Origin of the sequence: Microbacterium sp. 2216-1, from assembly GCF_046507855.1 — a bacterium.
Classification (GTDB): domain Bacteria; phylum Actinomycetota; class Actinomycetes; order Actinomycetales; family Microbacteriaceae; genus Microbacterium; species Microbacterium esteraromaticum_C.
Genome location: NZ_JBKFTM010000001.1, coordinates 865271 through 890862 on the forward strand (window position 1 = coordinate 865271; position 25592 = coordinate 890862).

At 67.0% G+C, this 25592-nt stretch carries 18 protein-coding genes; 11 read left to right on the top strand and 7 right to left on the bottom strand.

Going from position 1 to position 25592, the window contains the following annotated elements; translation table 11 throughout:
* Positions 1 to 32 precede the first annotated feature (32 nt).
* Positions 33 to 1325 (top strand): GNAT family N-acetyltransferase, encoded by a 1293-nt coding sequence (locus tag ACLD0U_RS03915; protein ID WP_410339890.1) that lies wholly within the window; start codon positions 33 to 35, stop codon positions 1323 to 1325.
* A gap of 82 nt (positions 1326 to 1407) precedes the next feature.
* On the opposite strand, the gene ACLD0U_RS03920 is transcribed toward ACLD0U_RS03915, so the two are convergent.
* The gene (locus ACLD0U_RS03920) at positions 1408 to 5061 is read right to left on the bottom strand and encodes a multifunctional oxoglutarate decarboxylase/oxoglutarate dehydrogenase thiamine pyrophosphate-binding subunit/dihydrolipoyllysine-residue succinyltransferase subunit (RefSeq protein WP_410339891.1); all 3654 of its coding nucleotides are present in this window, start codon (positions 5059 to 5061) and stop codon (positions 1408 to 1410) included.
* 271 nt (positions 5062 to 5332) lie between these two features.
* Here ACLD0U_RS03920 and ACLD0U_RS03925 point away from each other — a divergent pair, with 271 nt between their 5' ends.
* Together ACLD0U_RS03925 and ACLD0U_RS03930 are read left to right on the top strand one after the other, a co-directional pair.
* Positions 5333 to 6649, top strand: a complete 1317-nt coding sequence (locus tag ACLD0U_RS03925; RefSeq protein WP_179411248.1) for a hemolysin family protein — start codon at positions 5333 to 5335, stop codon at positions 6647 to 6649.
* Positions 6646 to 7704, top strand: a complete 1059-nt coding sequence (locus ACLD0U_RS03930) for a hemolysin family protein (protein WP_179411247.1) — start codon at positions 6646 to 6648, stop codon at positions 7702 to 7704. Before ACLD0U_RS03925 ends, ACLD0U_RS03930 begins: the two co-directional genes overlap by 4 nt.
* 78 nt (positions 7705 to 7782) lie before the next feature.
* On the opposite strand, the gene ACLD0U_RS03935 is transcribed toward ACLD0U_RS03930, so the two are convergent.
* Positions 7783 to 8850, bottom strand: coding sequence for an NADH:flavin oxidoreductase/NADH oxidase (locus ACLD0U_RS03935; protein ID WP_206820722.1), 1068 nt, complete (start codon positions 8848 to 8850; stop codon positions 7783 to 7785).
* Between the two features lie 49 nt (positions 8851 to 8899).
* On the opposite strand from ACLD0U_RS03935, the gene ACLD0U_RS03940 reads away from it, so the two are divergent.
* The 7 genes from ACLD0U_RS03940 (at position 8900) to ACLD0U_RS03970 (ending at position 19020) form a co-directional block, all read left to right on the top strand.
* Positions 8900 to 9733: an NAD(P)H-hydrate dehydratase gene (locus ACLD0U_RS03940; protein WP_410339892.1), complete on the top strand. Its 834-nt coding sequence runs from the start codon at positions 8900 to 8902 to the stop codon at positions 9731 to 9733.
* Positions 9734 to 9749: 16 nt separating this feature from the next.
* Positions 9750 to 10967: a hypothetical protein gene (locus ACLD0U_RS03945; RefSeq protein WP_410339893.1), complete on the top strand. Its 1218-nt coding sequence runs from the start codon at positions 9750 to 9752 to the stop codon at positions 10965 to 10967.
* A 30-nt stretch (positions 10968 to 10997) separates the two neighbouring features.
* Positions 10998 to 11315 carry an MTH1187 family thiamine-binding protein gene (locus ACLD0U_RS03950; RefSeq protein ID WP_179411243.1) on the top strand — a complete coding sequence of 106 codons (318 nt, stop codon included), beginning with the start codon at positions 10998 to 11000 and terminating at the stop codon, positions 11313 to 11315.
* A gap of 45 nt (positions 11316 to 11360) precedes the next feature.
* Complete coding sequence (locus tag ACLD0U_RS03955; RefSeq protein WP_410339894.1) at positions 11361 to 12554, top strand: MFS transporter; 1194 nt, start codon at positions 11361 to 11363, stop codon at positions 12552 to 12554.
* A gap of 310 nt (positions 12555 to 12864) precedes the next feature.
* Complete coding sequence (locus ACLD0U_RS03960; RefSeq protein WP_410339895.1) at positions 12865 to 16488, top strand: SpaA isopeptide-forming pilin-related protein; 3624 nt, start codon at positions 12865 to 12867, stop codon at positions 16486 to 16488.
* 89 nt (positions 16489 to 16577) lie between these two features.
* Complete coding sequence (locus ACLD0U_RS03965) at positions 16578 to 18053, top strand: SpaH/EbpB family LPXTG-anchored major pilin (RefSeq protein WP_179411240.1); 1476 nt, start codon at positions 16578 to 16580, stop codon at positions 18051 to 18053.
* 4 nt (positions 18054 to 18057) lie between these two features.
* Complete coding sequence (locus ACLD0U_RS03970) at positions 18058 to 19020, top strand: class C sortase (RefSeq protein ID WP_410339896.1); 963 nt, start codon at positions 18058 to 18060, stop codon at positions 19018 to 19020.
* Here the strand turns inward: ACLD0U_RS03970 and ACLD0U_RS03975 are convergent.
* Genes ACLD0U_RS03975 through ACLD0U_RS03985 form a run of 3 tightly spaced genes read right to left on the bottom strand, consistent with a single transcriptional unit; the run spans position 19017 to position 21897 of the window.
* A complete protein-coding gene (locus tag ACLD0U_RS03975; protein ID WP_410339897.1) occupies positions 19017 to 20114 on the bottom strand; it encodes a hypothetical protein in 1098 nt (365 codons plus the stop codon). The genes ACLD0U_RS03970 and ACLD0U_RS03975 overlap by 4 nt on opposite strands.
* Complete coding sequence (locus ACLD0U_RS03980) at positions 20111 to 21262, bottom strand: sensor histidine kinase (protein ID WP_410339898.1); 1152 nt, start codon at positions 21260 to 21262, stop codon at positions 20111 to 20113. The genes ACLD0U_RS03975 and ACLD0U_RS03980 overlap by 4 nt, the downstream gene beginning before the upstream one ends.
* A complete protein-coding gene (locus ACLD0U_RS03985; protein WP_410339899.1) occupies positions 21262 to 21897 on the bottom strand; it encodes a LuxR C-terminal-related transcriptional regulator in 636 nt (211 codons plus the stop codon). The genes ACLD0U_RS03980 and ACLD0U_RS03985 overlap by 1 nt, the downstream gene beginning before the upstream one ends.
* Before the next feature lie 312 nt (positions 21898 to 22209).
* On the opposite strand from ACLD0U_RS03985, the gene ACLD0U_RS03990 reads away from it, so the two are divergent.
* Positions 22210 to 22878, top strand: coding sequence for an NUDIX hydrolase (locus ACLD0U_RS03990; RefSeq protein ID WP_410339900.1), 669 nt, complete (start codon positions 22210 to 22212; stop codon positions 22876 to 22878).
* A 23-nt stretch (positions 22879 to 22901) separates the two neighbouring features.
* Here ACLD0U_RS03990 and ACLD0U_RS03995 read toward each other — a convergent pair whose 3' ends face one another.
* Both ACLD0U_RS03995 and ACLD0U_RS04000 read right to left on the bottom strand, forming a co-directional pair.
* Positions 22902 to 24107, bottom strand: a complete 1206-nt coding sequence (locus ACLD0U_RS03995) for a homoserine O-acetyltransferase MetX (RefSeq protein WP_206550112.1) — start codon at positions 24105 to 24107, stop codon at positions 22902 to 22904.
* 115 nt (positions 24108 to 24222) lie between these two features.
* Positions 24223 to 25545, bottom strand: a complete 1323-nt coding sequence (locus ACLD0U_RS04000; RefSeq protein WP_410339901.1) for a bifunctional o-acetylhomoserine/o-acetylserine sulfhydrylase — start codon at positions 25543 to 25545, stop codon at positions 24223 to 24225.
* Between the last annotated feature and the right edge of the window lie 47 nt (positions 25546 to 25592).

Below are 25592 nucleotides of genomic sequence, written 5' to 3' on the forward strand. Positions count from 1 at the left end.
CGGCGCGAACGGGATCCCCTTAGGCTGAGACGATGAGCGCACCGCAAGAGAACCTCATCCCCGTCGACCCCGAATCGTACCGCCGTCTCAGCGCAGGCGGCCTCGACTACCGCATCGCCGATATGTCGGTGGATGCGGATGCTGAAGGATTTCTTCGTGCCGATGCGCGCGGATTTCTCGATGAGGAGCCGACCGACGCCGTCATCGCGCAGATGCGCGAGACGATGTGCCTGCGCCGGAACATCGGTGTGTACGACTCCGCAGCCGGTGAGCTCCCGGTCGCGACCGTCAATTCCTGGGTCACACCGCTGACCGTGCCGGGCGGCGAGATCGACATGTGGGCGATCAGCTCGGTCACGGTGTCGGGCACCCACCGTCGCCGCGGTATCGCCCGGGCTCTGCTGGAGGGTGAGCTGCGTGCTGCGGCCGCCGCGGGTACCGCCATCGCGGGCCTGACGGTCTCGGAGGCGACGATCTACGGCCGGTACGGCTTCGCGTCGGCGATCCCGGTCGCGCGCATGACCGTCGACACCCGGCGCGCTGGTTGGGTGGGCACCGCAGCACCCGGCCGCATCGTCTACGCCGACAAGCAGACGCTGGCAGAAGACCTCGAGTCCCTCCACGAACAGGACCGACTGACACGCGCAGGCCAGGTCGCCGGGTGGCGCGGGCGTTGGCAGCGCATGGCCGGACTCGCTGAAGGGGATAAGGACGCGGCGGCAGTCCGGGGCATCCGCTATCTCGACGCCGACGGCGTCGTACGCGGCGCGGTGGCCTACACCCTTGCGGAGCTGGCAGGTACGTTCCGCTTCGAGCTGCGCATCCGCCATATGCAGGCGACCACCGATGAGGCGCTGCGTGCTCTCTGGCAGTTCGTCGTGACGCACGATCTTGTCGACCGGGTGAGTGCCGGTCTGCGACCCACGGACGACCCACTGCCGTGGCTCGTCGCCGACCAGCGCGCCGTCACCACCGAAGTGCACGACCATGGCTGGCTACGAGTACTCGACGTCCCCGCCGCGCTGCAGGCGCGCACGTACCGTGCTGCGCTCGATGTAGTGATGCAGGTGGAAGACGTTCTGGGCTTCGCCGAAGGCACATGGCGGCTGCGGATCGACGAGGACGGCCGTGCCGACGTGCAGCCCACCGACGCGCCCGCCGACGTACGTCTGGGCGTCGCCGAACTCTCGGCTCTCTACGCCGGGGGAGTCCACGCCACTCGTCTGGCCGCTGCCGGGCGCATCCAGGGGGACCCCACGCTGATCGCCGCGCTCGATGACGCTTTCCGCACTGCCCACGCGCCGCTGCTCGGCATCTGGTACTGACCAGCGCGGGCAAAGCCAAAAGACGGATGCCGCCCATCCCCGGAAGGGGACGGGCGGCATCCGTCTTTTACGACATTCGACGTCAGTCGAGCGTCAGCGCCTCCTTGAGCAGGGCGACCTGCTCGACGGCGTGCACCTTGGACGAACCGGTCGCGGGCGATGCCGCAGCGGGACGCGTCACCGCGCGGAACTGCCGCGGGCCGGGCACCTCGGCGAACTCCAGCGCCAGGAACGGCCAGGCGCCCTGGTTCTCGGGCTCGTCCTGCACCCACACCAGCTCGGCGTTCGGGTACGAGTCGGTGATGGCCTTGAGCTCGTCGATCGGCGTCGGGTACAGCTGCTCGAGGCGGACCAGGGCGATCTCGGGGTTGGGGTTCTTGTCGAGCTCGCTGCGCAGATCCCAGTGGATCTTGCCCGAGTGCACCAGCACGCGCTTGACGGCGTTGCGGTCAAGCTCGCGGACATCGTCGATGACCGGCTCGAAGCGCCCCTGCGTGAAGTCCTCGACCGGGCTGGTAGCGCCGCGCAGACGAAGCATCGCCTTCGGCGTGAATACGATCAGCGGCCGGCGCGGGCGGGCGTAGGCCTGGCGACGCAGCAGGTGGAAGTACGACGCGGGCGTCGACGGACGCGCGACGGTCATGTTGTCCTGCGCGCACAGCTGCAGGAACCGCTCCATGCGGGCCGAGGAGTGGTCCGGGCCCTGGCCCTCGTAGCCGTGCGGCAGCAGCATGACGACGCCGGAGTGCTGGCTCCACTTCTGCTCGGCCGACGAGATGTACTCGTCGATGACCGACTGCGCGCCGTTGGCGAAGTCACCGAACTGCGCTTCCCACAGCACCAGCGCCTCGGCGTTCTCGACCGAGTAGCCGTACTCGAATCCGAGCGCGGCGTACTCGCTGAGCAGCGAGTCGTACACGAAGAAGCGGCCCTGGTTGTCGGAGAGGTTCGACAGCGGCAGCCATTCCTGACCGTTCGCGCGGTCGTGTAGCACCGCGTGCCGTTGCACGAAGGTTCCGCGGCGCGAGTCCTGGCCGGCCAGACGTACCGGCGTGCCCTCGACCAGCAACGACCCGAAGGCCAGCAGCTCGCCGAAGCCCCAGTCGATGTTGCCCTCACGGCTCATCGTGACGCGCTTGTCGAGCTGCTGCTGCAGCTTGGAGTGCACGGTGAAGCCATTGGGCTTGTTCGCGTGAGCGTCGCCGATCAGATGCACCACCTCGAGGGGCACACCGGTGACATCGGGTGCACCGACCTGATCCTCGACCTGGCTGAGCTCGGGAGCGATGGGCGTCGCGCCCGTCTCGGCGGCGTGCGTCTCGGCGAACGCGACTTCCAGACGGCTCTGGAAGTCGGCGTTGGCCTGCTCGTACTCTTCCGCGGTGATATCGCCACGACCGACCAGGCCGTCGGTGTAGAGCTTGCGCACCGAGCGCTTCGCCTGGATCAGGTCGGTCATCAGCGGCTGCGTCATCGAGGGGTCGTCGCCCTCGTTGTGCCCACGGCGGCGGTAGCAGATCAGATCGATCACGACGTCGCGGTGGAAACGCTCGCGGTACTCGAACGCGAGGCGGGCCACATGGATGACGGCCTCGGGGTCATCACCGTTGACGTGGAAGATCGGCGCCTGGATCGTCTTGGCGACGTCGGTGGCGTATACCGACGTGCGAGAGTCGGTCGGCAGGGTCGTGAAACCGACCTGGTTGTTGACCACCACGTGCACGGTGCCGCCGGTGCGGTACCCCCGCAGCTGCGACATCTGCAGCGTCTCGACGACCACGCCCTGGCCGGCGAACGCTGCGTCGCCGTGCACCAGGATCGGCACCCAGGCGAACGTGCCGATGGGCTTGCGGTCCTGCTTGGCGCGAACGATGCCCTCGAGCACGCCGTCGACGGTCTCGAGGTGCGAGGGGTTCGCTGCCAGGTAGACGGGCAGTTCGCTGCCGTCCTCGGCGACGAAGGTGCCCTCGGTGCCGAGGTGGTACTTCACGTCTCCCGAACCGCGCTGGTTGCCGGGCGTGAGCGAGCCCTCGAACTCGCGGAAGACCTGACCGTAGGTCTTGCCGGCGATGTTGGTGAGCACGTTGAGTCGACCGCGGTGGGCCATACCGATCGCGGCACCCTCGAGGCCGGCGGTGGCCGCGCCCTGGAGGATCTCGTCGAGCAGCGGGATCAGCGACTCGCCGCCTTCAAGCGAGAAACGCTTCTGGCCGACGAACTTGGTCTGCAGGAAGGTCTCGAACGCCTCGGCCTCGTTGAGCTTGCGCAGGACGCGCAGCTGCTCGTCGTGGCCGGGCTTGACGTACTTGACCTCGACCTTGTCCTGGAACCACTGGCGCTGCTCGGGGTCCTGGATGTGCATGTACTCGATACCGAGTGTGCGGCAGTACGAGTCGCGCAGCACGCCGAGCACATCGCGCAGCTTCATGACGCGCTTGCCGCCGAAGCCGCCGGTGACGAACTCGCGGTCCAGGTCCCAGAAGGTCAGGCCGTGGCTCTCGATCTCCAGGTCAGGGTGCGACCGCTGCACGTACTCCAGCGGGTCGATGTCGGCCATCAGGTGACCGCGGACGCGGTAGGAGTTGATCAGCTCCTGCACGCGGGACTGCTTGTCGACGCGTTCGGCGAGGTCGACGGCGATGTCGGAATGCCAGCGGATCGGCTGGTAGGGGATGCGCAGGGCCGCGAACACATCGTCGTAGAAGCCGCGCTCCCCGATCAGCAGCTCGTGCACCTTCTTCAGGAATTCGCCCGAGCCGGCGCCCTGGATGACGCGGTGATCGTAGGTGCTGGTGAGCGTGATCGTCTTGCCGATGCCGAGCTCGGCGAGCGTGCGCTCGCTGGAGCCCTGGAACTCGGCCGGGTAGTTCAGCGCACCGGCGCCGATGATGCACCCCTGGCCCTGCATCAGACGCGGCACCGAGTGCACGGTGCCGATGCCGCCGGGGTTGGTCAGCGAGACCGTGGTGCCGGCGAAGTCGGCGGCCGTGAGCTTGTTGGTGCGAGCCCGGGCGATGAGGTCCTCGTACGCGGCGAGGTACTCGCTGAACGTCATCGTGTCGGCGCGCTTGATGCTCGGGACCAGTAGCGCGCGGGTGCCATCGGGCTTGGGGACGTCGACGGCGATGCCGAGGTTCACGTGCGCCGGCGCCACGACCGACGGCTTGCCGTCGATCTCGGCGTAGAACACGTTCTGGCTCGGGAACTCCTTGAGCGTCTGGACCAGGGCCCAACCGATGAGGTGCGTGAAGCTCACCTTGCCGCCGCGGGTGCGCGACATGTGGTTGTTGATGACGATGCGGTTGTCGATCATCAGCTTGGCCGGGATCGTGCGGACGCTGGTCGCGGTGGGAACACGCAGCGACTGGTCCATGTTCGCCGCGAGGGTCTTCGGCATCCCGCGCAGCGGAGTCACCTTCTCCTCATCGGCGGGAGTCTCATCCTTCGCCTGCGGCTTGGGGGCCTGTGCGGGAATGGGCGCCTGCTTGGCGGGCTTGGCCGTCGTGCGCGCGACCGGCTGGGCGCCGATCACGGGAATGGGCGCGGTGACGGGGTGCGCGTTCTGCGCCGGCGCGGGCGGTGCAGCTGCATCGGGGGAGTAGTTCTCGAGGATCGGCCACCACTCCTTGTCGACGGAGTTGCGGTCCCGTTTGAACTGCTCGTACAACTCGTCCACGAGCCACGAGTTGGCTCCGAACCCCCCGTCGCCACCGACGCCGGTCACCTGGTTCGACACGCTTTATCGCCCTCTTTCGTCGCTGAAGCCCTGCGTGCGGCACGACGACGACTGAGCATCGACCGCACATGTGTAGTAACAGTCCTCAAGCCTAATGCCAATCGGGGTCGCCCGACGTGTGCGACCGGCACCGCGTCGAACAGGAAGAACCGGCATCCGCGCGTCGCGTCACATGTGCATTCGGTAAGATCGAGCGCACTATGGACGACCCTCCTTCTTGTAGTACCACGCCCCATTCCCCGCTCCTCGTCGAAATCGAGGACTTCAGCTGATGGAACTGCTGATGCTGGGTGTGGGGCTCCTGCTCATCGTCGGGACGGGACTCTTCGTCGCCAGCGAGTTCGCGCTCGTCAATCTGGACCGTGCCGAACTCGAAGCCCGTCAGGCCCGCGGCGAATCCCGTCTGGGGATGACGATCCGGGCGTTGAAGATCACGTCGACGCATTTGTCCTCGGCGCAGCTGGGCATCACGCTCACCACGCTGCTGACCGGCTACACCATGGAACCGGCGATCTCGACGCTCCTTGAGCCCGTCATGGAGGCGTGGGGCGTGCCGGATGCCGTCGCCGTGCCGCTGTCGGTGACGGTGGCCATGTTCATCGCCACGGTGCTGTCGATGATCATCGGCGAACTGGTGCCGAAGAACTTCGCACTCGCGCTGCCGTTGGCAACAGCCAAGGCCGTCGTGCCGTTCCAGACGGCGTTCACCGCCGTGTTCAAACCCGCTGTGCTGCTGCTCAACGGCAGCGCCAACGCCGTACTGCGGTCGATGGGTGTCGAGCCGAAAGAAGAGCTGTCGGGCTCGCGCAGCGCCGAAGAACTCTCATCGCTTGTGCGCCGTTCGGCCAGCCAGGGTGTGCTCGAGAGCGACACTGCGACGTTGCTCGACCGCAGCCTCACCTTCGCGCGGTTGACGGCCGACGACATCATGACGCCGCGCCCGAGCATGCATGCGATCAGCGTCGGCGACTCCGCAGATGATGTCATTCAACTCGCCCGCCGCACCGGTCACAGCCGTTTTCCGGTGTACGACGATGACCTCGACGACATCACCGGTGTGGTGCACGTCAAGGCCGCCGTGTCGGTGCCGCGCGAGAAGCGCGCCGATGTGCCGGTCGGCGCCCTGAGCACCGAACCCCTGCGTGTGCCCGAGACGGTGCACCTGGACGTGCTCGTGGCCGAACTGCGCTCCAAGGGCTACCAGATGGCCGTCGTCGTCGATGAGTACGGCGGTACCGCGGGCATCGTCACGCTGGAGGACCTCGTCGAGGAGATCGTCGGCGAGGTCTCCGATGAGCACGATCGCTCCCGCGCCGGCATTGTGCGGCGTGTCGACTCGATCACGTTCCCGGGTGAGCTTCGCCCCGACGAACTCCTCGCGCGCACCGGTATCGCCGTGCCGGAGGGGGAGATCTACGACACCGTCGGCGGGTACATGATGAGTGTGCTCGAACGGGTTCCTGTGCTCGGCGATGAGGTTCGGGTCGAGCACGGGACGCTGACGGTGGCACGCATGGACGGACGCCGCGTCGATCGGGTGCGGTACACCGCCGACCCGGTCGAGGACACGACGGAGGTCGAGCGATGAGCGACTGGATGGGTCTGGTCTGGCTGGTCGTGCTGCTGATCGGCAACGCCTTCTTCGTCGGTGGCGAGTTCGCCGTCATCTCGGCGAGACGATCGCAGATCGAGCCGCTCGCCGACAAGGGCTCGCGAGCAGCGAAGACGGCGCTGTACGCGATGGAGCACGCCACGCTGATGCTGGCGACGTCGCAGCTGGGGATCACGATCTGCTCGCTGCTGATCCTGAACGTCTCGGAGCCGGCGATCCACCACCTGCTCGAGATCCCGCTGCACGCCCTGGGCTGGGACGAGTCGATCGTCTCGGTGACATCATTCGTCATCACCCTCGCCCTGGTGTCGTTCCTGCATGTCGTGTTCGGTGAGATGGTGCCGAAGAACCTCGCGTTCTCGCTGCCGGATCGTGCGGTGCTGCTGCTGGCACCGCCGCTGGTGTGGGTGTCGCGGGTGTTCGGTCCCGTCATCTGGGCACTGAACGGCATCGCGAACGCCGTACTGCGCCTGTTCCGGGTCGAGCCGAAGAACGAGGCGGCATCGACGTTCACGCTCGAGGAGGTCGCGACGATCGTCGACCGCTCGCGACGCGAGGGTGTGCTCTCGGACACCTCGGGGGCCGTCGCAGCGGCGGTGGAGTTCACCGACAAGAAGGCGCGCGACATCGCGGTGCCGTTCGCCGAGCTGATCACCCTGCCCGAGACGGCGACGCCTGCCGACGTCGAGCGGGCCGTGGCCCGCTACGGATTCTCCCGCTACGTGATCGTGGACGGTGCGGGCAAGCCGGTGGGCTATGTGCATCTGAAGGACATCCTGAGGGCATCCGAGGGGCCCGACGCGCACGTCGATGAACCGCTGCCCGCCAAGCGGATCCACCACATGGTGCCGGTGCACGAGGAGACCGATCTCGAGGACGTGCTCGCGGCGATGCGCCGCGCGGGGCGTCACCTGGCCAATGTGCGCGACCTCAGTGGCGCCACCACGGCGGTGCTGTTCCTCGAGGACATCCTCGAGGAGCTCATCGGCGAGGTGCAGGACGCCACGCGGCGCGGACATCACGGACGCTGATCGCGTCCCGGCATCCGGTGCGCAGAACATCGGATGCCGGGACCCGGCCGTCACGCGAAGTTGGCGAGTGCCGGTGGCTCAGCGCCAGCGCGCGCGTTCGTACTGCGGGGCCCATTCCACTGCTGCGCCGAGCTCGTGTGCGGCGCGCAGGCCGAAGTGCGGGTCGCGCAGCCATTCGCGTCCCGCGAAGACGGCATCCGCAGCTCCCGAGGTGAGCACCTCCTCTGCCTGTGCGCCTGACGTGATCAGGCCGACGGCGCCAGTGCGCACGCGGCCTCCGGCGCGCACGGCAGCGGCGAGGGGCACCTGGTAGCCGGGGTGTACGTCGATGTGCTGGTGCGCGACGAGGCCGCCGCTGGAGACATCGACGAGGTCGGCCCCGGCCTCGATCGCCCACAGGCCGACCTGTGCGGCCTCATCGGGAGTGAACCCGCCCTCGGCGTGGTCGGTGGCCGAGATGCGCAGGAACACCGGAATGTCGTCTCCGGCCGCTTCGCGGACGGTCCTGAGCACACGGAGCAGCAGTCGAGCCCGGTCCGCCAGCGCGCCGCCGTACTCGTCGGTGCGCAGGTTCGACAGCGGCGAGAGGAACTCGTGCAGCAGATATCCGTGCGCACCATGCACCTCGAGTACATCGAACCCGGCGTCGAGAGCGCGCTGCGCCGCTGCGGCGAACGCTGCGACGATCCGATCGATGTCGTCGGCTTCAAGGGCCGTTGGTGTTGCGAGGCCCTCGAAGGCGACGGCGGAGGGCGCCTCCGTGGTCCAGCCGCCGTGCTCGTGCGGTACAGATCCACGCTGTGGCGCCCATGGCCACCAGGTGGAAGCCTTGCGTCCGGCGTGCGCGAGCTGCACGCCGATCAGGGCCCCGCGCTGGTGCACGTCATCGACGATCGGCGCCCATGCGTCGCGCTGCGCGTCGTTCCACAACCCCACATCACGCGGCGAGATGCGTCCGTCAGGGGTGACGGAGGTCGCCTCGGCGAGGATGAGCCCCGCACCACCGGAGGCGAACTGCGGCAGGTGCACGCGGTGCCAGGGCTGCGGGATGCCATCGATAGCGCTGTACATGCACATCGGCGAGACCCACAGCCGGTTGCGGAAGGTGCGGGCGCGGATCGTCAACGGGGAGAAGAGCAGACTCACGGTACGACCGTATCGCCGCACGGATGGCTGTGGGCGCTAGCGTGGAAACATGTTGCGGGAGTGGACGCGGGCCGACACCATCGCCGTGCTGCCGGTACCCACCGCGCACGACGACAAGTACTCGCGGGGTGTCGTGGCGCTGCGTACGGGGTCGGCGACGTACCCGGGCGCGGCCGTGCTCGGGGTCGAGGCGGCCTGGCGCACCGGCGCCGGTTACGTGCGCTACGTCGGCGACGCGGTTCAGGCGGTTCTTGCCCGGCGGCCCGAGACCGTCGCCGGTGAGGATCTCGGCAGCACCCGGGTGGGTGCCTGGGTGATCGGTTCGGGAACGGATGCTGCGCATCGCAGCGAGCACGAGCAGCGAGCTCTGCAGCGGATCCTCGACGGTTCCACACCGGTCGTGGTCGATGCGGGTGCTCTCGATCTCGCGGACGGTGCAGCGGCACCGCTGGTGCTGACGCCACACGCCGGTGAGCTGAGGCGACTGCGCGATCAATTGGGCTTGCCCGCGACCGACCTGACGACCGAGCACGATCGTGTGGCGGCCGTGATCGAGACTGCTGACCGGGTCGGTGCGACGGTGCTGTTGAAGGGCGCTCGAACCCTGATCGCCACCCCGGGGCAGATACCGATCGTCGTAGACAATGCGCCGCACTGGTTGGCGACGGCGGGTACCGGAGATGTGCTCGCCGGCATCCTGGCCGCGCTCCTCGCTGCGTGCGGCACCGCGCCGCCGCACGAGACTGCCGCGGCCGGGGTCTGGCTGCATGGGCACGCGGCCGCTCTGGCGTCGGGCAGCGCCGGGGGAGCCGCCGGGCATCCGATCGTCGCGCTCGACGTCGCTGAGGCGCTGCCGCGCGCGGTCGGGGAGCTGCTGTCGTGACCGCCCGGCACCGCGCATGAGGTGGCCGGCCCTGGCGCTGTGGAGCGTTTTCGTGGCCACGCACGCCGTGGTGGCTTGGTTGGGGTGGATGCTGCCGAATCAGCCTATGGGTGACGTGGTGCTGGTGTACGAGCCCTGGGCTCGTGCGGCGCTCTCGGGCGAGCACGTGATGGGCATCACCGAGCCCTGGGTGTATCCGCAGCTCGCTCTCGTGCCCCTGCTGTTCACCCAGCTGCTTGCCGTACCGCTGCTGCCGTTGCTCGGTGTCACAGCGGCGTATCTGATCGCGTGGGCGGTGCTGGTGACCGTCTGCGACCTGCTCGCCTTCGCCGTTCTCGTCGGCCGGGGCCGGCATCGCGGGCGCCGTGCCGCGGGGTGGTTCTGGACCGGAGCGCTTCTCATGCTCGGACCGATCGCACTCTACCGACTGGACGCCATCACCGTTCCGCTGGCTGTGGTCGGCGGGCTGTGGCTCGCACGGCGGCCGGTCGTCGGGACCGCGCTGCTCACGCTCGCCGCGTGGATCAAGATCTGGCCCGGCGCCGTGGTGCTCGCCGCGATCGCCGCGGGTCGGCGCAGCCTGCGTGTGGCGGTGACGGCTGCGACCGTGTGCGCGGTACTGGTCGCGGGCCTGCTGCTCATCGGCGCCGACGTGTTCGGGTTCCTGACGACGCAGAACGGGCGCGGACTGCAGATCGAGGCGGTCGCCGCGACACCGTTCCTGTGGCTGGCCCTGTTCGGTAAGGCCTCTATCGACTACAGCATCGAGATCCTGACGTTCCAGATCGGGGCTCCGGGAGCGGATGCCATCGCCGCACTGCTCACCCCGGTGATGATCGTCGTGGTAGCAGCCATCGTCGTGCTCGGCGCATGGCGAGCACAGCGCGGGGCTGACTGGCGGCGTCTGCTACCGCCTCTGTCGCTGGCTCTCGTTGCCGCGCTGATCGTGACGAACAAGGTCGGGTCGCCGCAGTTCCAGACCTGGTTGTTCGTGCCGGTGATTCTGTGGATCGTGTTCGACCGATCCCGCTCCCAGACGCCGGCGGCCATCGTGCTCATGCTGTGCGCACTGACCTTCGCCGTGTACCCGCTCACCTACGACGGACTGCTGCGCGCCCATCTGCTGCCGATCGTGCTGATCACGGTGCGCAACGCGGCCCTGATCGTGCTGCTCGTGTTCGCCGTACGATCGATCATGCGTGTGCCAGCGCGCCGACCGCACCGTCGTGTCTGACGGGCGATCAACTCGACTGAAAGAGGAACCATGCTCGTCGCATTCTCCGTCGCCCCCTCCGGTACCGGACGAGAGGACGCCTCGGTGCACGATGCCGTCGCCGCGGCGGTCCGGGTCGTGCGCGACTCGGGCCTGCCGCACCGCACCACCAGCATGTTCACCGAGATCGAGGGACCGGACTGGGACACGGTGATGGATGTCGTCAAGCGCGCCACCGAGGCGGTCGCGCCGTTCGGTTCACGCGTCTCGCTCGTGCTCAAGGCCGACATCCGGCCGGGGTACTCGGGTGAGCTCGATGCCAAGGTCGAGCGGCTCGAGGCGGCGATCGACTCCTCGGAAGATCGCTAGCATGGACGAGTGAATCCCTCGAAGACTTCGAGGGGTGCGGCGAAGATGGCGCTCCTCTCTCTCGCCATCGGCAGTTTCGGCATCGGCATGACCGAGTTCGTCGTCATGGGGCTGCTACCCGATATCGCCGCCGACCTGTTGCCCGCGCTGTGGGTGCAGAGTCCCGAAGAGGCGCTCGGGCGCGCCGGCTGGCTGATCTCGCTGTACGCGCTGGGTGTCGTCATCGGCGCCCCGACCATCGCCGGCTTCGCCGCGCGCTTCCCGCGCCACCGGGTCATGATCGTGCTCGCGATCGCACTGACCGTGTTCAACGCCCTGACCGTGGTGCTGCCCACCTTCGAACTGGTCGCGCTCTCGCGTCTGCTGGCCGGCCTGCCGCACGGCGCGTACTTCGGCATCGGCGCGCTCGTCGCGGCCGATGTGATGGGCCCGGGCAACCGCGCCAAGGGGGTCGCGTTCATCCTCACCGGGCTCACGCTCGCCAATGTGATCGGTGTGCCGCTGGGCACCTTCCTCGGCCAGCAGTGGGGCTGGCGCACCGCTTTCGCCGTGGTGACGCTGGTCTTCGCCGTCGGAGCCCTGTGCGTTGCTCGATTCGTCCCCGCGCACCCCGGCTCACCGGGGCGCACGATGCGCGAGGAACTCGGCGTGTTCCGCAGCACGCAGGTGTGGTTCGCGCTCGCGGTCGGCGCCATCGGCTTCGGCGGGTTCTTCGCCGTGTACAGCTACATCGCACCCGTCGTCACCGAGGTCGCGGGCGCTGCCGAGTGGACCGTGCCGATCGTGCTCGTGCTGATGGGTGTGGGTATGACCGTCGGCAACCTCATCGGCGGGCACCTGGCCGACATCGATCTGCGCCGCACTCTGCTGTGGGGACTCGCCGCGATGACGGTCGTCTTCGTCGTGCTCGCGTTGGTCTCGGCCTGGATCGTCACTCTGAGCGCGCTCGTGCTGGTGGTCGGCGTCGTCTCGTCGGTGCTCAGTCCGACCATCCAGACCCGCCTGATGGATGTCGCGGGTGACAACCAGTCCATCGCCGCCGCTCTGAACCACTCGGCGCTGAACGTCGGCAACAGCCTCGGCGCTTTCCTCGGCGGGGCTGTCATCGCCGCCGGCTGGGGGTTCACCGCGCCATCCTGGGTCGGCGCCGCGCTCGCTGCCGCAGGCCTGCTGATCGCGTTGCTGTCATACCGCATCGAGCGCGCCCGCGCCGAGGCCGTGCTCGCCGTCGCGTCGTAGAGCGACGGGGGCATGCCCCTCCCGGTCGTGTGGTCGCGACGTGAGGAGGGGGCTCAGGTTCGCGACTCCGAGGGGTGCGCTGTTCGCGCTGATGGCCGTACGCGACGTCATTGAGATCATTCCGATCCCCCACAAGTAGGGGTTCTTCGCGCCTGAGCGTCAGAAACGCCCGAACCTCCCGTCTAATTTCCTGTGGGGGGTTTCGGGCTGCTGCCCGTTGCGACGGCGTGATACGCGCACCGAGTCACCACAGCTCTGCGCGAGAAGTTTGGGGGACCCCTTGGCATCGACACCAGCACCATCGGGAGTCATGGCGGCGATACGTCATCGCGCGGCGATGCGTGCGCGTCGCGTTTTCCTGGCGATGCTCGCGATTGTGGCCATCGGGATCGGACTGTTCGCGCCAACCGGTGCCGTGGCCGATGCGAACTCGCAGCCGACCCTGAGCATCGCTGCGCTCTCGCCATCGCCGCAGGCGTCCGGCATCGCGTTCAACTACGGCATCACGTATGGGTGCAGCAACGTCAACGCCGACCCCTGCGCCACCGATCCGGTGATCACGATTCCTCTGGGGGACGCGGCTGGTCTACCGATCCAGGTCGGGGAGAACCCGATGATCGTGGATTGGGAGGTGGACAGCAGCGGACACCTGGTCATTCGACTCGACGACCTTGTGCAGGGCACGTCCGGAGTCATCGGATTCACGATCACGCCGCCGAACCGGACCACTCTGGATGGCACCAGTTGGACGCTCGCGCCCACCATGTCGTTCAGCGACGATACTCCGACGGTGAGCGCGCCGGGTGTCGCTTCCACCGTCACTGCCGCCACGTCGATCAAGCTCACGAAGACCGCGAATGTCGGGTACTTCCGTCCCGGAGACGTGGTCGTGTACTCCCTGGCCTGGGACTGCCCCAGTGCTGGTTCGGGCCATGGTGCTGAGGATCTCACGCAGCTTGTTCTGTCGGACACGCTTCCCGCAGGGCTCACCTACGTGTCGAGCTCGCCGAGCGGCGCGGTCGTGTCCGGTCAGACTGTGACGTTCACGCTCACTGCAGCGCAGCTCGGCGACCGGTGCTCGAAAGGAACCGGAACCGCCGTCCCGGTCACGATCAGCGCCGAAGTCGGCGCCGACGTTCCAGACGCGACGGTGATCGCAAACACGGCGACGGCGACAGGTACCTCTCTGAGCGGGGCCACCGTGACTGCGTCAGGCAGCGATGAGATCACGGTCGTGGACATCATCCCGGGTGCGACCACCTCGAAGTTCGGCATCGGGCCGCTGCTCAACTCGGTGGGTGACTATCAGAAGGACTACGTCCTCAACGGATACCGATCTGCGACCTACCCCGGCCCCTGGCTGGGTCTCGGCGTGGCAGCACAGCCGTCGAGCAGCTATCAGCTCACGCCCCTGCCGAACTCGAACAACGACGCCCTCAGGTTCCGCATCGAAGCGATGTACCAGCTCGAGATTCAGCAGAGCCAGCCCGACGTCGAGTTCACCTTAACGGACCCCATGCCGTGCAATACCAACGTCTCAGGCGCCGCATACATGAGCTACCCCGCAGGCGGAACACTGTGCACGGATCCCGCGTTTCACCCGACGCTCGTTACGGTACTCGCGCCGGCCGATGTGAGCCGCGTGGGCGTTCCCGACAGCCTGGTGGTCAACGCCCGTCTCGTCGATGGCACGGTGGTCGCGTTGACGCTCCAGGCCTCCTCCGGCACGGCCGCGAACGGCGCGATCTCTCGCACGTACCGTGTGCCCGACGACGTGGTGGGACAGGTCGCCGAGATATCTATCCCGCGCGCCGAGGGCATGACGAACACGAGAACGCAGGTCTTGATCGGTGGGTATGTCGACGAGGACCGCAACGCCGGTGATCTGATCCGCAATCAGGGGACTGTCGAATCGTTCGTCCCTGAGGAGTCTTCGCCCTATGCTGCGTCGCTGACGTCCATCGGCACGATCTATGTCAAGGAAGGGCCGCAGATCGGTGCGAAGAAGATCTACTCAACGACAGACAAGGCGTTCAAGTTCACCTCTGAGGTCTTCCTGTCCGGGGAAACGACCGGCGATCTGACGTTTACCGACACACTGCCCGCGGGATGGACCGTCGATGGCCCGATCGTCGCCGATGTGTACCGCTACGCCACGGCTGGTTACGTCGAGGACATCGCAACGACGACGACGATCGCCGTGGATCCCAGTACGGGCCGCACCGTCGTGACAGTCACGGTGACCGCGGAGACGATCAACGAACTTCTGGCTTCCGGTCTCGGGGATCGGCTGCGATTCGACGTCGCCGTGCCGTCGATCTCGCCGTCTCCCGGGAGCTACAGCAACACAGTCTCGGTGAACCTGGCTGACCCTGCAACGCAGAGCACCTGCCTGCAGGGGGCCGCAGTGTCCGGATCGACCGGTGCCGACTTCACCTGCCGTTCAACGACCACATTTGTCGTGAACCCCGAACCGACGTCAGAAGCGGTGCAGGTCGTGAAGTCGGTGCGGGGGAGCAACGACACCACGTTCAAGACGTTCCCGGCGATCGGATACGTCGAGGGCACCGGGGGGACGGCGACCTTCCGTCTCGACTGGACCAATAAGAGCCTCGCGGCGATGACGGATGTGGTGCTGTACGACCTGCTGCCAACCCCCGGCGATGCCGGAACGATCCCCACGACGATCGACCAACAGCGTGGCAGCACGTTCACGCCGACGCTGGCGAGTCTTGGTCCGCTTCCCGTTGGAGTCACCGCCTACTACTCCGTCTCGGACAACCCATGCCGACCTGAGGCGCTGCCAGATGCGCAGAATCCGGGATGCGTGGACGACTGGACGCTGATGCCGGCGAGCCCCTCGGCAGCCCTCTTGGAGCAGATCACGGCGCTGAAGTTCGTCTCGATCCAGACCTACGCGTTCAACACGGGGTTCCGCATCGAGATCAACATGACCACGCCGAGCGGGATCATCGACTCTGATATTGCCTGGAACACCTTCGCGGCGTCGCAGACAAATGCAGACAACGGTCAGGTTCTCCCGGCGGTAGAGGCAGCTCGAGTGGGCGTCGCACACAAGGACTACTCCCACATAACGATCGACAAGATCGTCGACAAGGAACAAGCGAGAGTCGGTGACGAGCTCACTTACACGGTGACCGCGGTCAACGATGGTGGCCGAGACATCTCTGACATCACCCTTCGCGACACGCTCCCCGAAGGCGTGGTCTTCGTGAGCGCATCCGGTGGGGGAACACACGACGGCGGTGTCGTCACGTGGCAGCTCGCCACGATGCCGCTCGGCCAGGTGTTCAACTTCACCGTGACCGTCGCTATCGCTGAGGGAAACACGGTACCGGAAGACGAGAACGGCGTGGAACTGGTCAACCGCTGGGGGGTGGACGGCCCAACTCCGGTCACACCGCTGAACCCGTGCCCCGAGCCCAACGACGCGGACGAGTCCTGCGCCACGACGAACATCCTCGGCGCGTTGCAGTGGTCGAAGACGAACGACAGCGGCGGATTGCTGTCCGGGTCGGAGTGGACCCTGCAGCCCCTCGACGACGCTGGACTTCCCACGGGTGAGGTCATCACGATCTCCGACTGCGTTGAGGCGCCGTGCACAGGAGCAGATCAGAGCTCCGAGGGGGGAACCTTCTTGCTCGTCGGGCTGACTCCGGGCAGCTACCAGCTGATCGAGACGAAGGCGCCTTTCGGCTACCTGCTCGACAACACCCCCCGCACTGTGCAGGTGCTCTCCAGCACGCGCGTCACCACACTCGATGACATCGTCAACGAGCAGCAGACCGGCGTGGTTCTCCCGCTCACGGGCGGTGCGGCCAGCGACATGTTCCTGATCGCCGGAGGAGCCGCCGTGCTCATCGCCGCGGCGAGCGGTGCCTGGTTCGTGCTGCGCAGACGAGTGCAGCCATGAACCGGGATGTCGTCCGCAGCGCCTCTCATCGTTACTTCTTCCGTTCCTACCCGAACACAAATCACACAGAAAGAAATGGGGAATCCTCTATGTTGACTACTCATCGGCGCGGTCGCCTCTCGCGACTGACAGCGGCGTTGGGGGCTTCGGCCCTGGCGTTGCTCGGAGCGGTGTCGATCGCCTCCTCGGCATCGGCGGCAGAGCCGTTCGACATGCCCACGGACGACGGATCGCTCACGATTCACAAGTTCGAGCAGCCTTCGCCGGTCGGCTCGGCGAACAACGATGGTGGCACGATCGACACCACCGGACTCACCGCTCTGGGGAACGTTGAGTTCACGGTGTACCCGATCACCGATGTCGACCTCACAACCGAGGCCGGTTGGGATCTCGCCCGGGATTACGCCGCCGACACCAGCCTCGCGACGACGCTCGGAACTCCCATCGTGCTCACCACCGGTGTCGACGGGTCCACCTCGACCCAGACGCTCCCCGTCGGTGCGTACCTCGTGGTCGAGACCGATTCCAGCGGTGCGACGCTGCCGAACGGCGACCCGGCCAACGTCGTGCTCGAAGCCGCACCCTTCGTGGTGACCGTTCCGATCCCGCTGGGCGAGGGCACCTGGAACTCGGACGTGCACGTCTACCCGAAGAACTCGCTCACTCAGGCAACCAAGAGCGTCCAGAACCCGGACGAGTATGGTCTGGGGTCGATCGTGACCTGGTCGGTCGACGTCAAGGTTCCTTCGCTCCCCGAGGGCGAGACCTTCACCGAGTTCCACATCACCGACACGCTCGACCCGCGTCTGGCCTACGTTGCGTCATCCGCCCAGGTCAGCCTGGACGGCACCCCGATCGGTTTCACCGAGTCCTTCACCGGCGCCGACGCTGACGGCCGGGGCGGCACTCTGGCCGTCAGCCTTGATGCAGCTGCCCTGACGTCGCTGGCCGCTGCCCCCGGCGGCATCGTCACGCTCGAGTTCGACACGACCGTCCACGGGCTGGGAGACATCCCCAACACGGCCACCGTGTTCATCAACGAGCCGACCACGGGGTCGGGCACCGAAACCAACGAGGTCAACACCTACTGGGGCGATGTGGCGATCCTGAAGCACGCCACAGGCGATGTGAACGCGACTCTCGCGGGAGCATCGTTCAGCGTCTACGCGACCGAAGCCGACGCCCTCGCCGGCACCAACCCGATTGTCGCCAACGGCGCGACCGAGTTCACGACCGGTGCTGACGGCACCGTCTCGATCCCCGGCCTCTGGGCCGGCGAGACGGCGACCAGCAGCCAGACGTACTGGCTTGTTGAGACCGTCGCCCCGGCCGGCTACATCCTCGACAGCACTCCTATCGAGGTCGTCGTGAACGCCGGTTCGCTCACCCAGCCGGTGTCGGTGTCGGTGCCGAACGCGCAGGAGTCGCAGCTCACGCTGCCGCTCACCGGTGCTGAGGGCACCACTTCGCTGATGATCGGTGGCGGCGCGCTGCTGCTGATCGCGACGGGGCTGGCGATGTACTCGATGAGCCGTCGGCGTCAGGCAGCCGTCGAGACCAACTGACGTCTTGACGCAGCAGAGTGACCTGGCAGGCGCGCCGGTGTCGGGAGCAACTGTTCCCGGCACCGGCGCGCCGGCCGTGACCGCGAGTCCGAGCCGTCGCGCTCGTGTCGATGTCTTCGTTCCCGTTGTTGTCGCGATCGTGTTCCTCGCCGGGGTGCTGACCGTTCTCTATCCCACAGCATCCGCGTGGATCACGCAGTATCAGCAGTCTCAGTTGATTTCGCAAATGTCCGATGAGGTGACGTTGCTCCCCGCGGAGGGCATTGATGAGGAGCTTGGTCTCGCGCGATTGTACAATGCGGGGCTCACGGGGCAAGCAGTTCTTGAAGCGAACTCGAATGTGCCTTCGGGGGAGGGCCAGTCGAGCGCGAAGATTGACTACGAGCAGTTACTTTCTGCGAATAGCAGCGGACTGATGTCCAGAATAAAGATTCCGAAGATCTCGGCGGATCTACCCATTTACCATGGCACCAGCGATGAAACCCTTTTGAAAGGGATCGGGCATCTTCAGGGAACCAGCCTGCCGGTCGGTGGCGCATCGACCCATTCGGTGCTCACCGGGCATCGTGGTCTCGCGAATGCTGAGATGTTCACCAATCTCGATCGAGTCGCTGTGGGGGACACGTTCACGATCGAGGTGTACGGCGATGTACTGACCTACCGAGTTCGCGAGACCCAGGTCGTGGAGCCGACCGACACAGAGACGCTCCGGCTCGTTCCCGATGCGGACCTTGTCACGCTCGTTACGTGCACACCTCTCGGGATCAACACTCAACGCATTCTGGTCACGGGAGAGCGTGTGACGCCAACGCCGGCCGGCGACATCGCAGCGGCGGGCTCCAGCCCCGATGTGCCCGGATTTCCGTGGTGGGCGCCAACGCTTGCGGCTTGCGTTCTGCTCACCTCTGTCTATCTGATGTGGGCGTTGCGACGTCCCACCGCGCCGCGATCACGGAAGAGACGCTAAAGACCCGGTCGTAGCGGGAACAGTGCTGGCCCCCCGTTTCGAGGTTCATCGCCTGAGATATCCCGCACGTGAAGCCGCCTGTGGCTCAGTGGCCCGTCGAGGACCAGGGTGATTCGCGAGGGATCGCGCAGAGTCGTTGAGATCGTCGCCCTTGTCACCGCCCCTGCGGCGTCGAGTTCCCCAGCGAGTGTCCTCGCTGCCTCATCGCCGATCATCCGCAGTTCTGCGGCATCGGAGAGCATCGTCACAGTGATGCCACGACTCCTCGCGCGGGAAGCTGCAGCGACCAAGAGCGGGTGCTGCAGTCGAGTCGCACGGATCCGATCGCGAACGCGCGCCTCGAGCAGCACGACTTCCGTGCGAAGGTCATCGGTCATCGGCTCGCCGGCGCTGATCCGTTGCAGCGTCGGTCTCACCAGCGTTCCGATCGACTCGAACTCCTGCCTGTACTTCTCCGCTGCGGTAGCTGCCGCTGTGGCAACGCGCTCTGCTTCCGCGCTATCCGATCGGTGAGAGCGTTCGCGCTGCACGATCCCGCGCAAGACGGTTCTCCAGACCGCGCTGAGGATGAGCGCTGTTGCGGGAATGGTGAGCATCGATACGACGACAGTGCTCGACTGTTCCGTCACGACGGCCCAGGCGCCCACGCAGGCCGCCTGCAGCACGGCCCCCGACAGTCCCGCGGCCGTGTTCCCGCGCGCAATCTGGAGCGCTGTGAGATAGCTGGCGAAGTTGACCAGCCAATAGGCCTCGGTGCCTTGGGTTCCGAGCAGGATCAGGAGTGTCGAGACGATAGAGAGCGCTGGCACCGCTAGGGCGCGAGCGCCGAGGAGGGGACTGTCGCGGGCATCCGTGAGGGCGAAGATGCCGGCGAAGGCGGCAAGGTAGGCGACCGGTACCCAGACGTTGAGAGGGGTGAATGCGCCATCGAGTACTCCGGATGCCACGATGCAGAACCACGCGACGACAATCGTCCACCGGGCCGCTGAGCTCGCGAGTCCCGAGGCTCCGGTTCCGCGCGCGGTCTCCCTTGCCGTTTCGGATGCGTAGTAGCGAGAACGCGGCCGACGTGTTCGGGGTGAGTGGTTCGTCATGGTTCCCACCTCAGCTGAATCTCCGTTCCTCGTCCGGGCGTGGAGCGGACGCTGGCCTCTGCGCCGATGTCTCTCATCCGCCCGCGGATGCTCTCAGCCACACCCAAGCGCCCCCGCGTGGCGGCATCGTTCAGAACTGTCTCATCGAAACCCACTCCGTCATCCGTCACGATGACGTGGATACCCCCGCCAGTGACCGTTGCCTGGACTGTGATGGTCGTCGCGCGGGCGTGCCGCACCGCGTTCCTCAACGCTTCTGCGACGGCGGCGACCATATGCGTTACCGCATGCACGGACACCTGCCCGTCGTCATGCCGCAGGATGAAGCCGGTCTGAGGGGCGATCCTCTGCAGACGGCTCTGCAGCTGTGCCAGTGCGGCGTCCGCCGGGACCTCCGCGCTTCCCGGGGCGGGATCTGCGCTGTCGAGAACGGCCAGCGCCTGCGTCGCTTCGATTCGAAGCGCGGCCGGCGTCGCGCCGTGGAACATTCGGGCAGCGAGAAGCACGGAGAGCACTTCGTCGTGTACGACCCGTCCGAGTCGGGCTCGCTGAGCAGTCTCTGCAACGGCACGCGCGCTTCTCTCCGACGCCTCGCGGGCGAGGGTTTCGCTCTCGTTGAGCGCGGTGATGCGCTGTCGGATGCCCAGGAAGATCGCGACGAACGCGATGTTGCTGACGTGAGGAGGCGTCACCTCCAGGATCGTTGAGGGAACCGCACCGGCGAACAGCCACGCGGAGAGGGCAACGCTGACACCTGAGAACACGGCTAGGGCGAATGCGTAGCGAGCTCTGAGCACCAGCACGAGCATGCTCCCGGCCGCCGCTTCGAGCGACCATACCCAGGGCAGGGCATCGCCCCCAGGGTGTTGGTAGGCCGCATATGAGAGCAGCTGCAGCGCCAGCAGCAACAGCGGCGTCCACAACCACAGCACGCGCAGGATGGGCATCGGCAATTGGCGGCCGAACACCGCCATGGTCAGGAACGAGCCCGCGGCGACGCCGGATGCAACGAGCCACCAGAGCGAGAACTCGTCGACCTGGGACCAGGCGAGCGAAGCTCGCGTGGCGAGGAACACGACCGCACACAGCGCGATCAGCCACCCTGTCTGCCGATCTGCACGTGCGGTGGCTTCGTTGTCGACCCCCATCACTCCCGCTGTCCGACCAGTCCGTCCTCCACGGCGCGTCTGAACAGATCAACCTTGGTGGGGGCCGGGCGATCGATGGAGGCGTACTTGGCGCGGATACGGCGGATATGATCCAACACGGTCTCCCGGGAGATGTGCAGTTCCGAGCCAACGCGCTCCGCGGTCTCGCCGGATGCATAGAGCGCCAGCACCTCGGCCTCTCGCGGACTGAGCTGTGCGCGGACGAAGTCTCGGTCCTCGTCAAGTGCGGCTGCCCAGTCGGGGGTGGCGACGGGCCGGCCCTGTAGAACTGCGAGTAGCGTCGCGACAAGAGCGTCGGGATGCTCGGACTTTCGGATCATGCCCGCGACGCCGGCCCGTGCGGCTGCTCGAACGAGTTCTGGTCGTTCTCCGCCGGTGAAAGCAAGGATCGGCGCTCCGAGTGCGCCGAGTCTTAGCACATTCTCAGCAGGTGTCGAACCGTCAGCGAGCTGGAGGTCGAGCAGGATCAGATCGAACGGACTCCTGCTGTCCACGAGTTCTTGGGCTGTTCGAGCCGCTTTTACCATCCTGAGGCGTGGGTGCGCATTGATTATGGCTGCCGCGCCGAGAACCACGGCGGGATGGTCGTCGACCATACCTATTCTCGCGCTCATGCGCATCTCCTTCGACTTGCAGCGCGGAGATGACGGATTGATTTCCGTGTGCACCTGATACGCCAACCAGTATTCTACCGAATGGAACAGGTGAATCGCGACTCGCGGCCCGAGGAATCGACTTTCCTGCGCGGCGTTCTCGGTGCTCGGTTCGTGTGGAGAATTAGTCATCGGGAGCTGGCAGAAAATGTTGTTATCTGCTACCGGAATTCGGAAATGAGTGCACGAAACACAGTTGAGAACCGGGTTCCGACGGTGAGCCGCACGCCAGAAGATCGGACGCGCAGCGTCGCGACGACGTAGAGTAGCCCGGTGGACTTCGCCGAGCAGGGCGGTATTGCCGCCGGCATTCGCATCGCCGGCACCGCAGTCGTGCTGCGCGACGGTGTCGACGGACTGGAGACGCTGCTGCTGCGCCGTCCATCTTCGGGGTCGTTCGCCGACGCCTGGGTGTTCCCCGGAGGGCGCGTCGACTCCGCCGACCGCGATCGCGCACGCGATGAAGCGGATGCCGCCCGTCATGCAGCCACGCGTGAGACGCAGGAGGAAGCGGCGATCCGGGTGCACTCGCTGCGGCCGCTCTCGCGGTGGGTGCCGCCGGCCGAGACCCCGGTGCGCTATCGCACCTGGTTCTTCCTGGCGCGCGAACACGGGGACGAGGTGCGCGTCAACCCCGGCGAGATCGTCGATGCGGCCTGGATGACCCCGCAACGTGCCTTTGACGCCCACGCCGCGGGCAGCCTCGCCCTGTTCCCACCGACCTGGGTGACGCTGCGCGGGCTGCTTGCGCACGCCAGCGTCGATGCGGCCTTCGCCGCGGCCGGTGAGCTCGCCCGGTACGAGACACGCATGCTCAGCACCGCCACCGGACGACGCGCGATGTGGGCGGGCGACGAGGACTATCCGGACGCCCCGGGCGCAGTCGGAGCGCGGCACCGGCTCACGATGGACGCGCTGCCCTGGGTGTACGAGCGCAGCTGACGGCATCCGTGCCGCGCACACCGCTATGACGCGAGGAGCCGCTCGAGGTGCGCGCCGACGAGGTCGGTCTCGATCAGGAAGCCGTCGTGCCCGAAGTCGCTGGTGAGTACGACCGCCTCGTCGTCGATCAGGTTCGGGATGCTGCGCGCGATGCGCTGTTGCCCGTCCACGGGGAACAACCGGTCGGTATCGACACCGAGCACCAGGGAACGGGCGGTGATGGTGTGCAACGCCTGCTCGACGCCGCCCCGGTCGCGTCCGATGTCGTGCGAGTTCATCGCCTCGACGACTGTGATGTAGCTGTTCGCGTCGAAGCGCCGTGTGAACTTGTTGCCGTGGAAATCGAGGTACGACTCGACCGCGAACCGGCCGCCGCGACCCAACGGCGACACCCCCGACTGCCATGAGCGCTGGAAGCGCTGGTTCAGCTCGATCGGGCTGCGGTAGTTCAGCAGCGCCATGCGGCGGGCAAGTGCGAGCCCGCGGTGCGGGCCGTCTCCGAGACCGGCGTCGTAGTACTCGCCGCCGGCGAAACGCGGGTCCATCCGCACGGTCTCCAGCTGCACGAAGTTCAGCGCCAACTGATCGGCCGTCGTCACCGGGGGAGAGGACAGCACGGCGAGGCGTTCGACGCGCTCGGGCTGCATGACTGCCCACTCCAGGGCGTGCATGCCGCCCATCGAGCCACCGATCACGGCGGCCCAGCGGTCGATGCCCAGTTCGTCTGCGAGGCGGATCTGCGCGCTGACCTGATCGCGGATGGTCAGGTACGGAAAGCGGGACGCCCACTCGCGTCCGTCGGGGGCGATGCTCGCCGGGCCCGTCGAACCCTGGCATCCGCCCAGCATGTTCGGAGCGATCACGAACCACCGGTCGGTGTCGATCGCCGCTCCTGGGCCGACGATGTCCTGCCACCAGCCCGCAGTCGGATGCCCGGGGCCGGCGTTACCGCGCACGTGGCTGTCGCCGGTCAGGGCGTGCAGGATCAGGACCGCGTTGTCGCGGGCCGCGTTCAGCTGCCCCCAGGACTCCCAGGCGATGCGCGCGACCGGCAGATGGTCACCGTTCTCGGTGCGCAGGTCGCTCAACACGGTGAACCGGCGGTCGCCAACCGGATCGCCGTCGCGCCAGGCGCCGGTGGCGGGCGGGCGTGCGCGCAGCAGACGCACGTCGGCTTCGGTCACGGGAGCCGACGGCACCGTGTCCTCGGAGGTCGTCTGCCAGTCCATGCTTCCATTCTCGCCTGCGCGTGCGGGTCGTGCCGGCAGGTTACACAGCGCGGCCGTGAAAGACGACGGCGGGCCCCACCAGGAGAGGTGGGGCCCGCCGGAGGAGGTGCCGATGTCAGGCGCGAGCAGCCTCGGTTACGCGACGCGCAGCGGCGAGTGCGTGGTCCAGGTCGGCCTTGAGGTCGTCGATGTTCTCCAGACCCACCGACAGACGCACCAGGCCGGGCGTGACTCCGCTGGCGAGCTGCGCCTCGGGCGACAGCTGCGAGTGGGTGGTGGACGCCGGGTGGATGACCAGCGAACGCACGTCGCCGATGTTGGCGAGGTGGCTGAACAGCGACAGGCTGTTGACGAACTCGCGTCCGGCCTCGACGCCGCCCTTGAGCTCGAACGACAGCACTGCGCCGACACCCTTCGGAGCGTACTGGTTGGCCTTCGCGTACCAGGGCGACGAGGGCAGTCCCGAGTAGTTCACCGAGGCGACGTCGTCGTGGTCGTCGAGCCACTCGGCGATCAGCTGGGCGTTCTGCACGTGTCGCTCGATGCGCAGCGACAGCGTCTCGACGCCCTGCAGCAGGTTCCACGCGCTCTGCGGTGCGATCGCCGAGCCGAGGTCGCGCAGCAGCTGCACGCGCGCCTTGATGATGTACGCCAGGCCGTCACCGACCGCGGTCGTGTAGCTGGCGCCGTGGTACGAGGGGTCGGGCTCGGTCAGGCCCGGGAACTTCTCGACGTTCTTGGACCACTCGAAGCTGCCGCCGTCGATGATCGCGCCGCCGATGGTGGTGCCGTGTCCGCCGAGGAACTTCGTGACGGAGTGGATGACGATGTCGGCACCGTGCTCGAACGGACGGATCAGGTAGGGGGTGGCGATCGTGTTGTCGACGATCAGCGGAACACCGTTCTCGTGGGCGACGTCGGCGACGGTACGGATGTCGAGCACGTTGATCTGCGGGTTGCCGATCGTCTCGGCGAAGAACAGCTTGGTGTTCGGGCGCACCGCCGCGCGCCACTCTTCCGCGTCGTCCTGGTTCTCGACGAACGTGACCTCGACGCCCAGCTTGGCGAGCGTGTACTTGAACAGGTTGTAGGTGCCGCCGTAGATCGACGACGACGAGACGATGTGGTCGCCGGCCTGAGCGACGTTGAGCACGGCGAAGGTCGCTGCAGCCTGGCCGCTGGCGAGGACGAGGGCGCCGGTGCCCCCTTCGAGTGCGGCGAGGCGCTGCTCGAGCACGTCCTGGGTCGGGTTCTGGATGCGGGTGTAGATGTTGCCGAACTCTGCCAGGGCGAACAGGTTCGCTGCGTGGTCGGCGTTGTCGAACACGTAGGAGGTGGTCTGGTAGATCGGCGTGGCGCGCGCCTTGGTGACCGGGTCGGGTGCGGCGCCGGCGTGGATCTGCTTGGTCTCGAAGCGCCAGTTCTCAGTTGCGGACATGAGGTTCTCCCGAGGTCAGGGTGCGGGTAGGGGTCGAGCGGCGGATG

Bases quoted from the DNA above. Each gene is read 5' to 3' on its own strand.
- ACLD0U_RS03915 (WP_410339890.1), top strand. From the start codon at position 33: ATGAGCGCACCGCAAGAGAACCTCATCCCCGTCGACCCCGAATCGTAC.
- ACLD0U_RS03925 (WP_179411248.1), top strand. From the start codon at position 5,333: ATGGAACTGCTGATGCTGGGTGTGGGGCTCCTGCTCATCGTCGGGACG.
- ACLD0U_RS03930 (WP_179411247.1), top strand. From the start codon at position 6,646: ATGAGCGACTGGATGGGTCTGGTCTGGCTGGTCGTGCTGCTGATCGGC.
- ACLD0U_RS03940 (WP_410339892.1), top strand. From the start codon at position 8,900: ATGTTGCGGGAGTGGACGCGGGCCGACACCATCGCCGTGCTGCCGGTA.
- ACLD0U_RS03945 (WP_410339893.1), top strand. From the start codon at position 9,750: ATGAGGTGGCCGGCCCTGGCGCTGTGGAGCGTTTTCGTGGCCACGCAC.
- ACLD0U_RS03950 (WP_179411243.1), top strand. From the start codon at position 10,998: ATGCTCGTCGCATTCTCCGTCGCCCCCTCCGGTACCGGACGAGAGGAC.
- ACLD0U_RS03955 (WP_410339894.1), top strand. From the start codon at position 11,361: ATGGCGCTCCTCTCTCTCGCCATCGGCAGTTTCGGCATCGGCATGACC.
- ACLD0U_RS03960 (WP_410339895.1), top strand. From the start codon at position 12,865: ATGGCGGCGATACGTCATCGCGCGGCGATGCGTGCGCGTCGCGTTTTC.
- ACLD0U_RS03965 (WP_179411240.1), top strand. From the start codon at position 16,578: ATGTTGACTACTCATCGGCGCGGTCGCCTCTCGCGACTGACAGCGGCG.
- ACLD0U_RS03975 (WP_410339897.1), bottom strand. From the start codon at position 20,114: ATGACGAACCACTCACCCCGAACACGTCGGCCGCGTTCTCGCTACTAC.
- ACLD0U_RS03980 (WP_410339898.1), bottom strand. From the start codon at position 21,262: ATGGGGGTCGACAACGAAGCCACCGCACGTGCAGATCGGCAGACAGGG.
- ACLD0U_RS03985 (WP_410339899.1), bottom strand. From the start codon at position 21,897: ATGAGCGCGAGAATAGGTATGGTCGACGACCATCCCGCCGTGGTTCTC.
- ACLD0U_RS03995 (WP_206550112.1), bottom strand. From the start codon at position 24,107: ATGGACTGGCAGACGACCTCCGAGGACACGGTGCCGTCGGCTCCCGTG.
- ACLD0U_RS04000 (WP_410339901.1), bottom strand. From the start codon at position 25,545: ATGTCCGCAACTGAGAACTGGCGCTTCGAGACCAAGCAGATCCACGCC.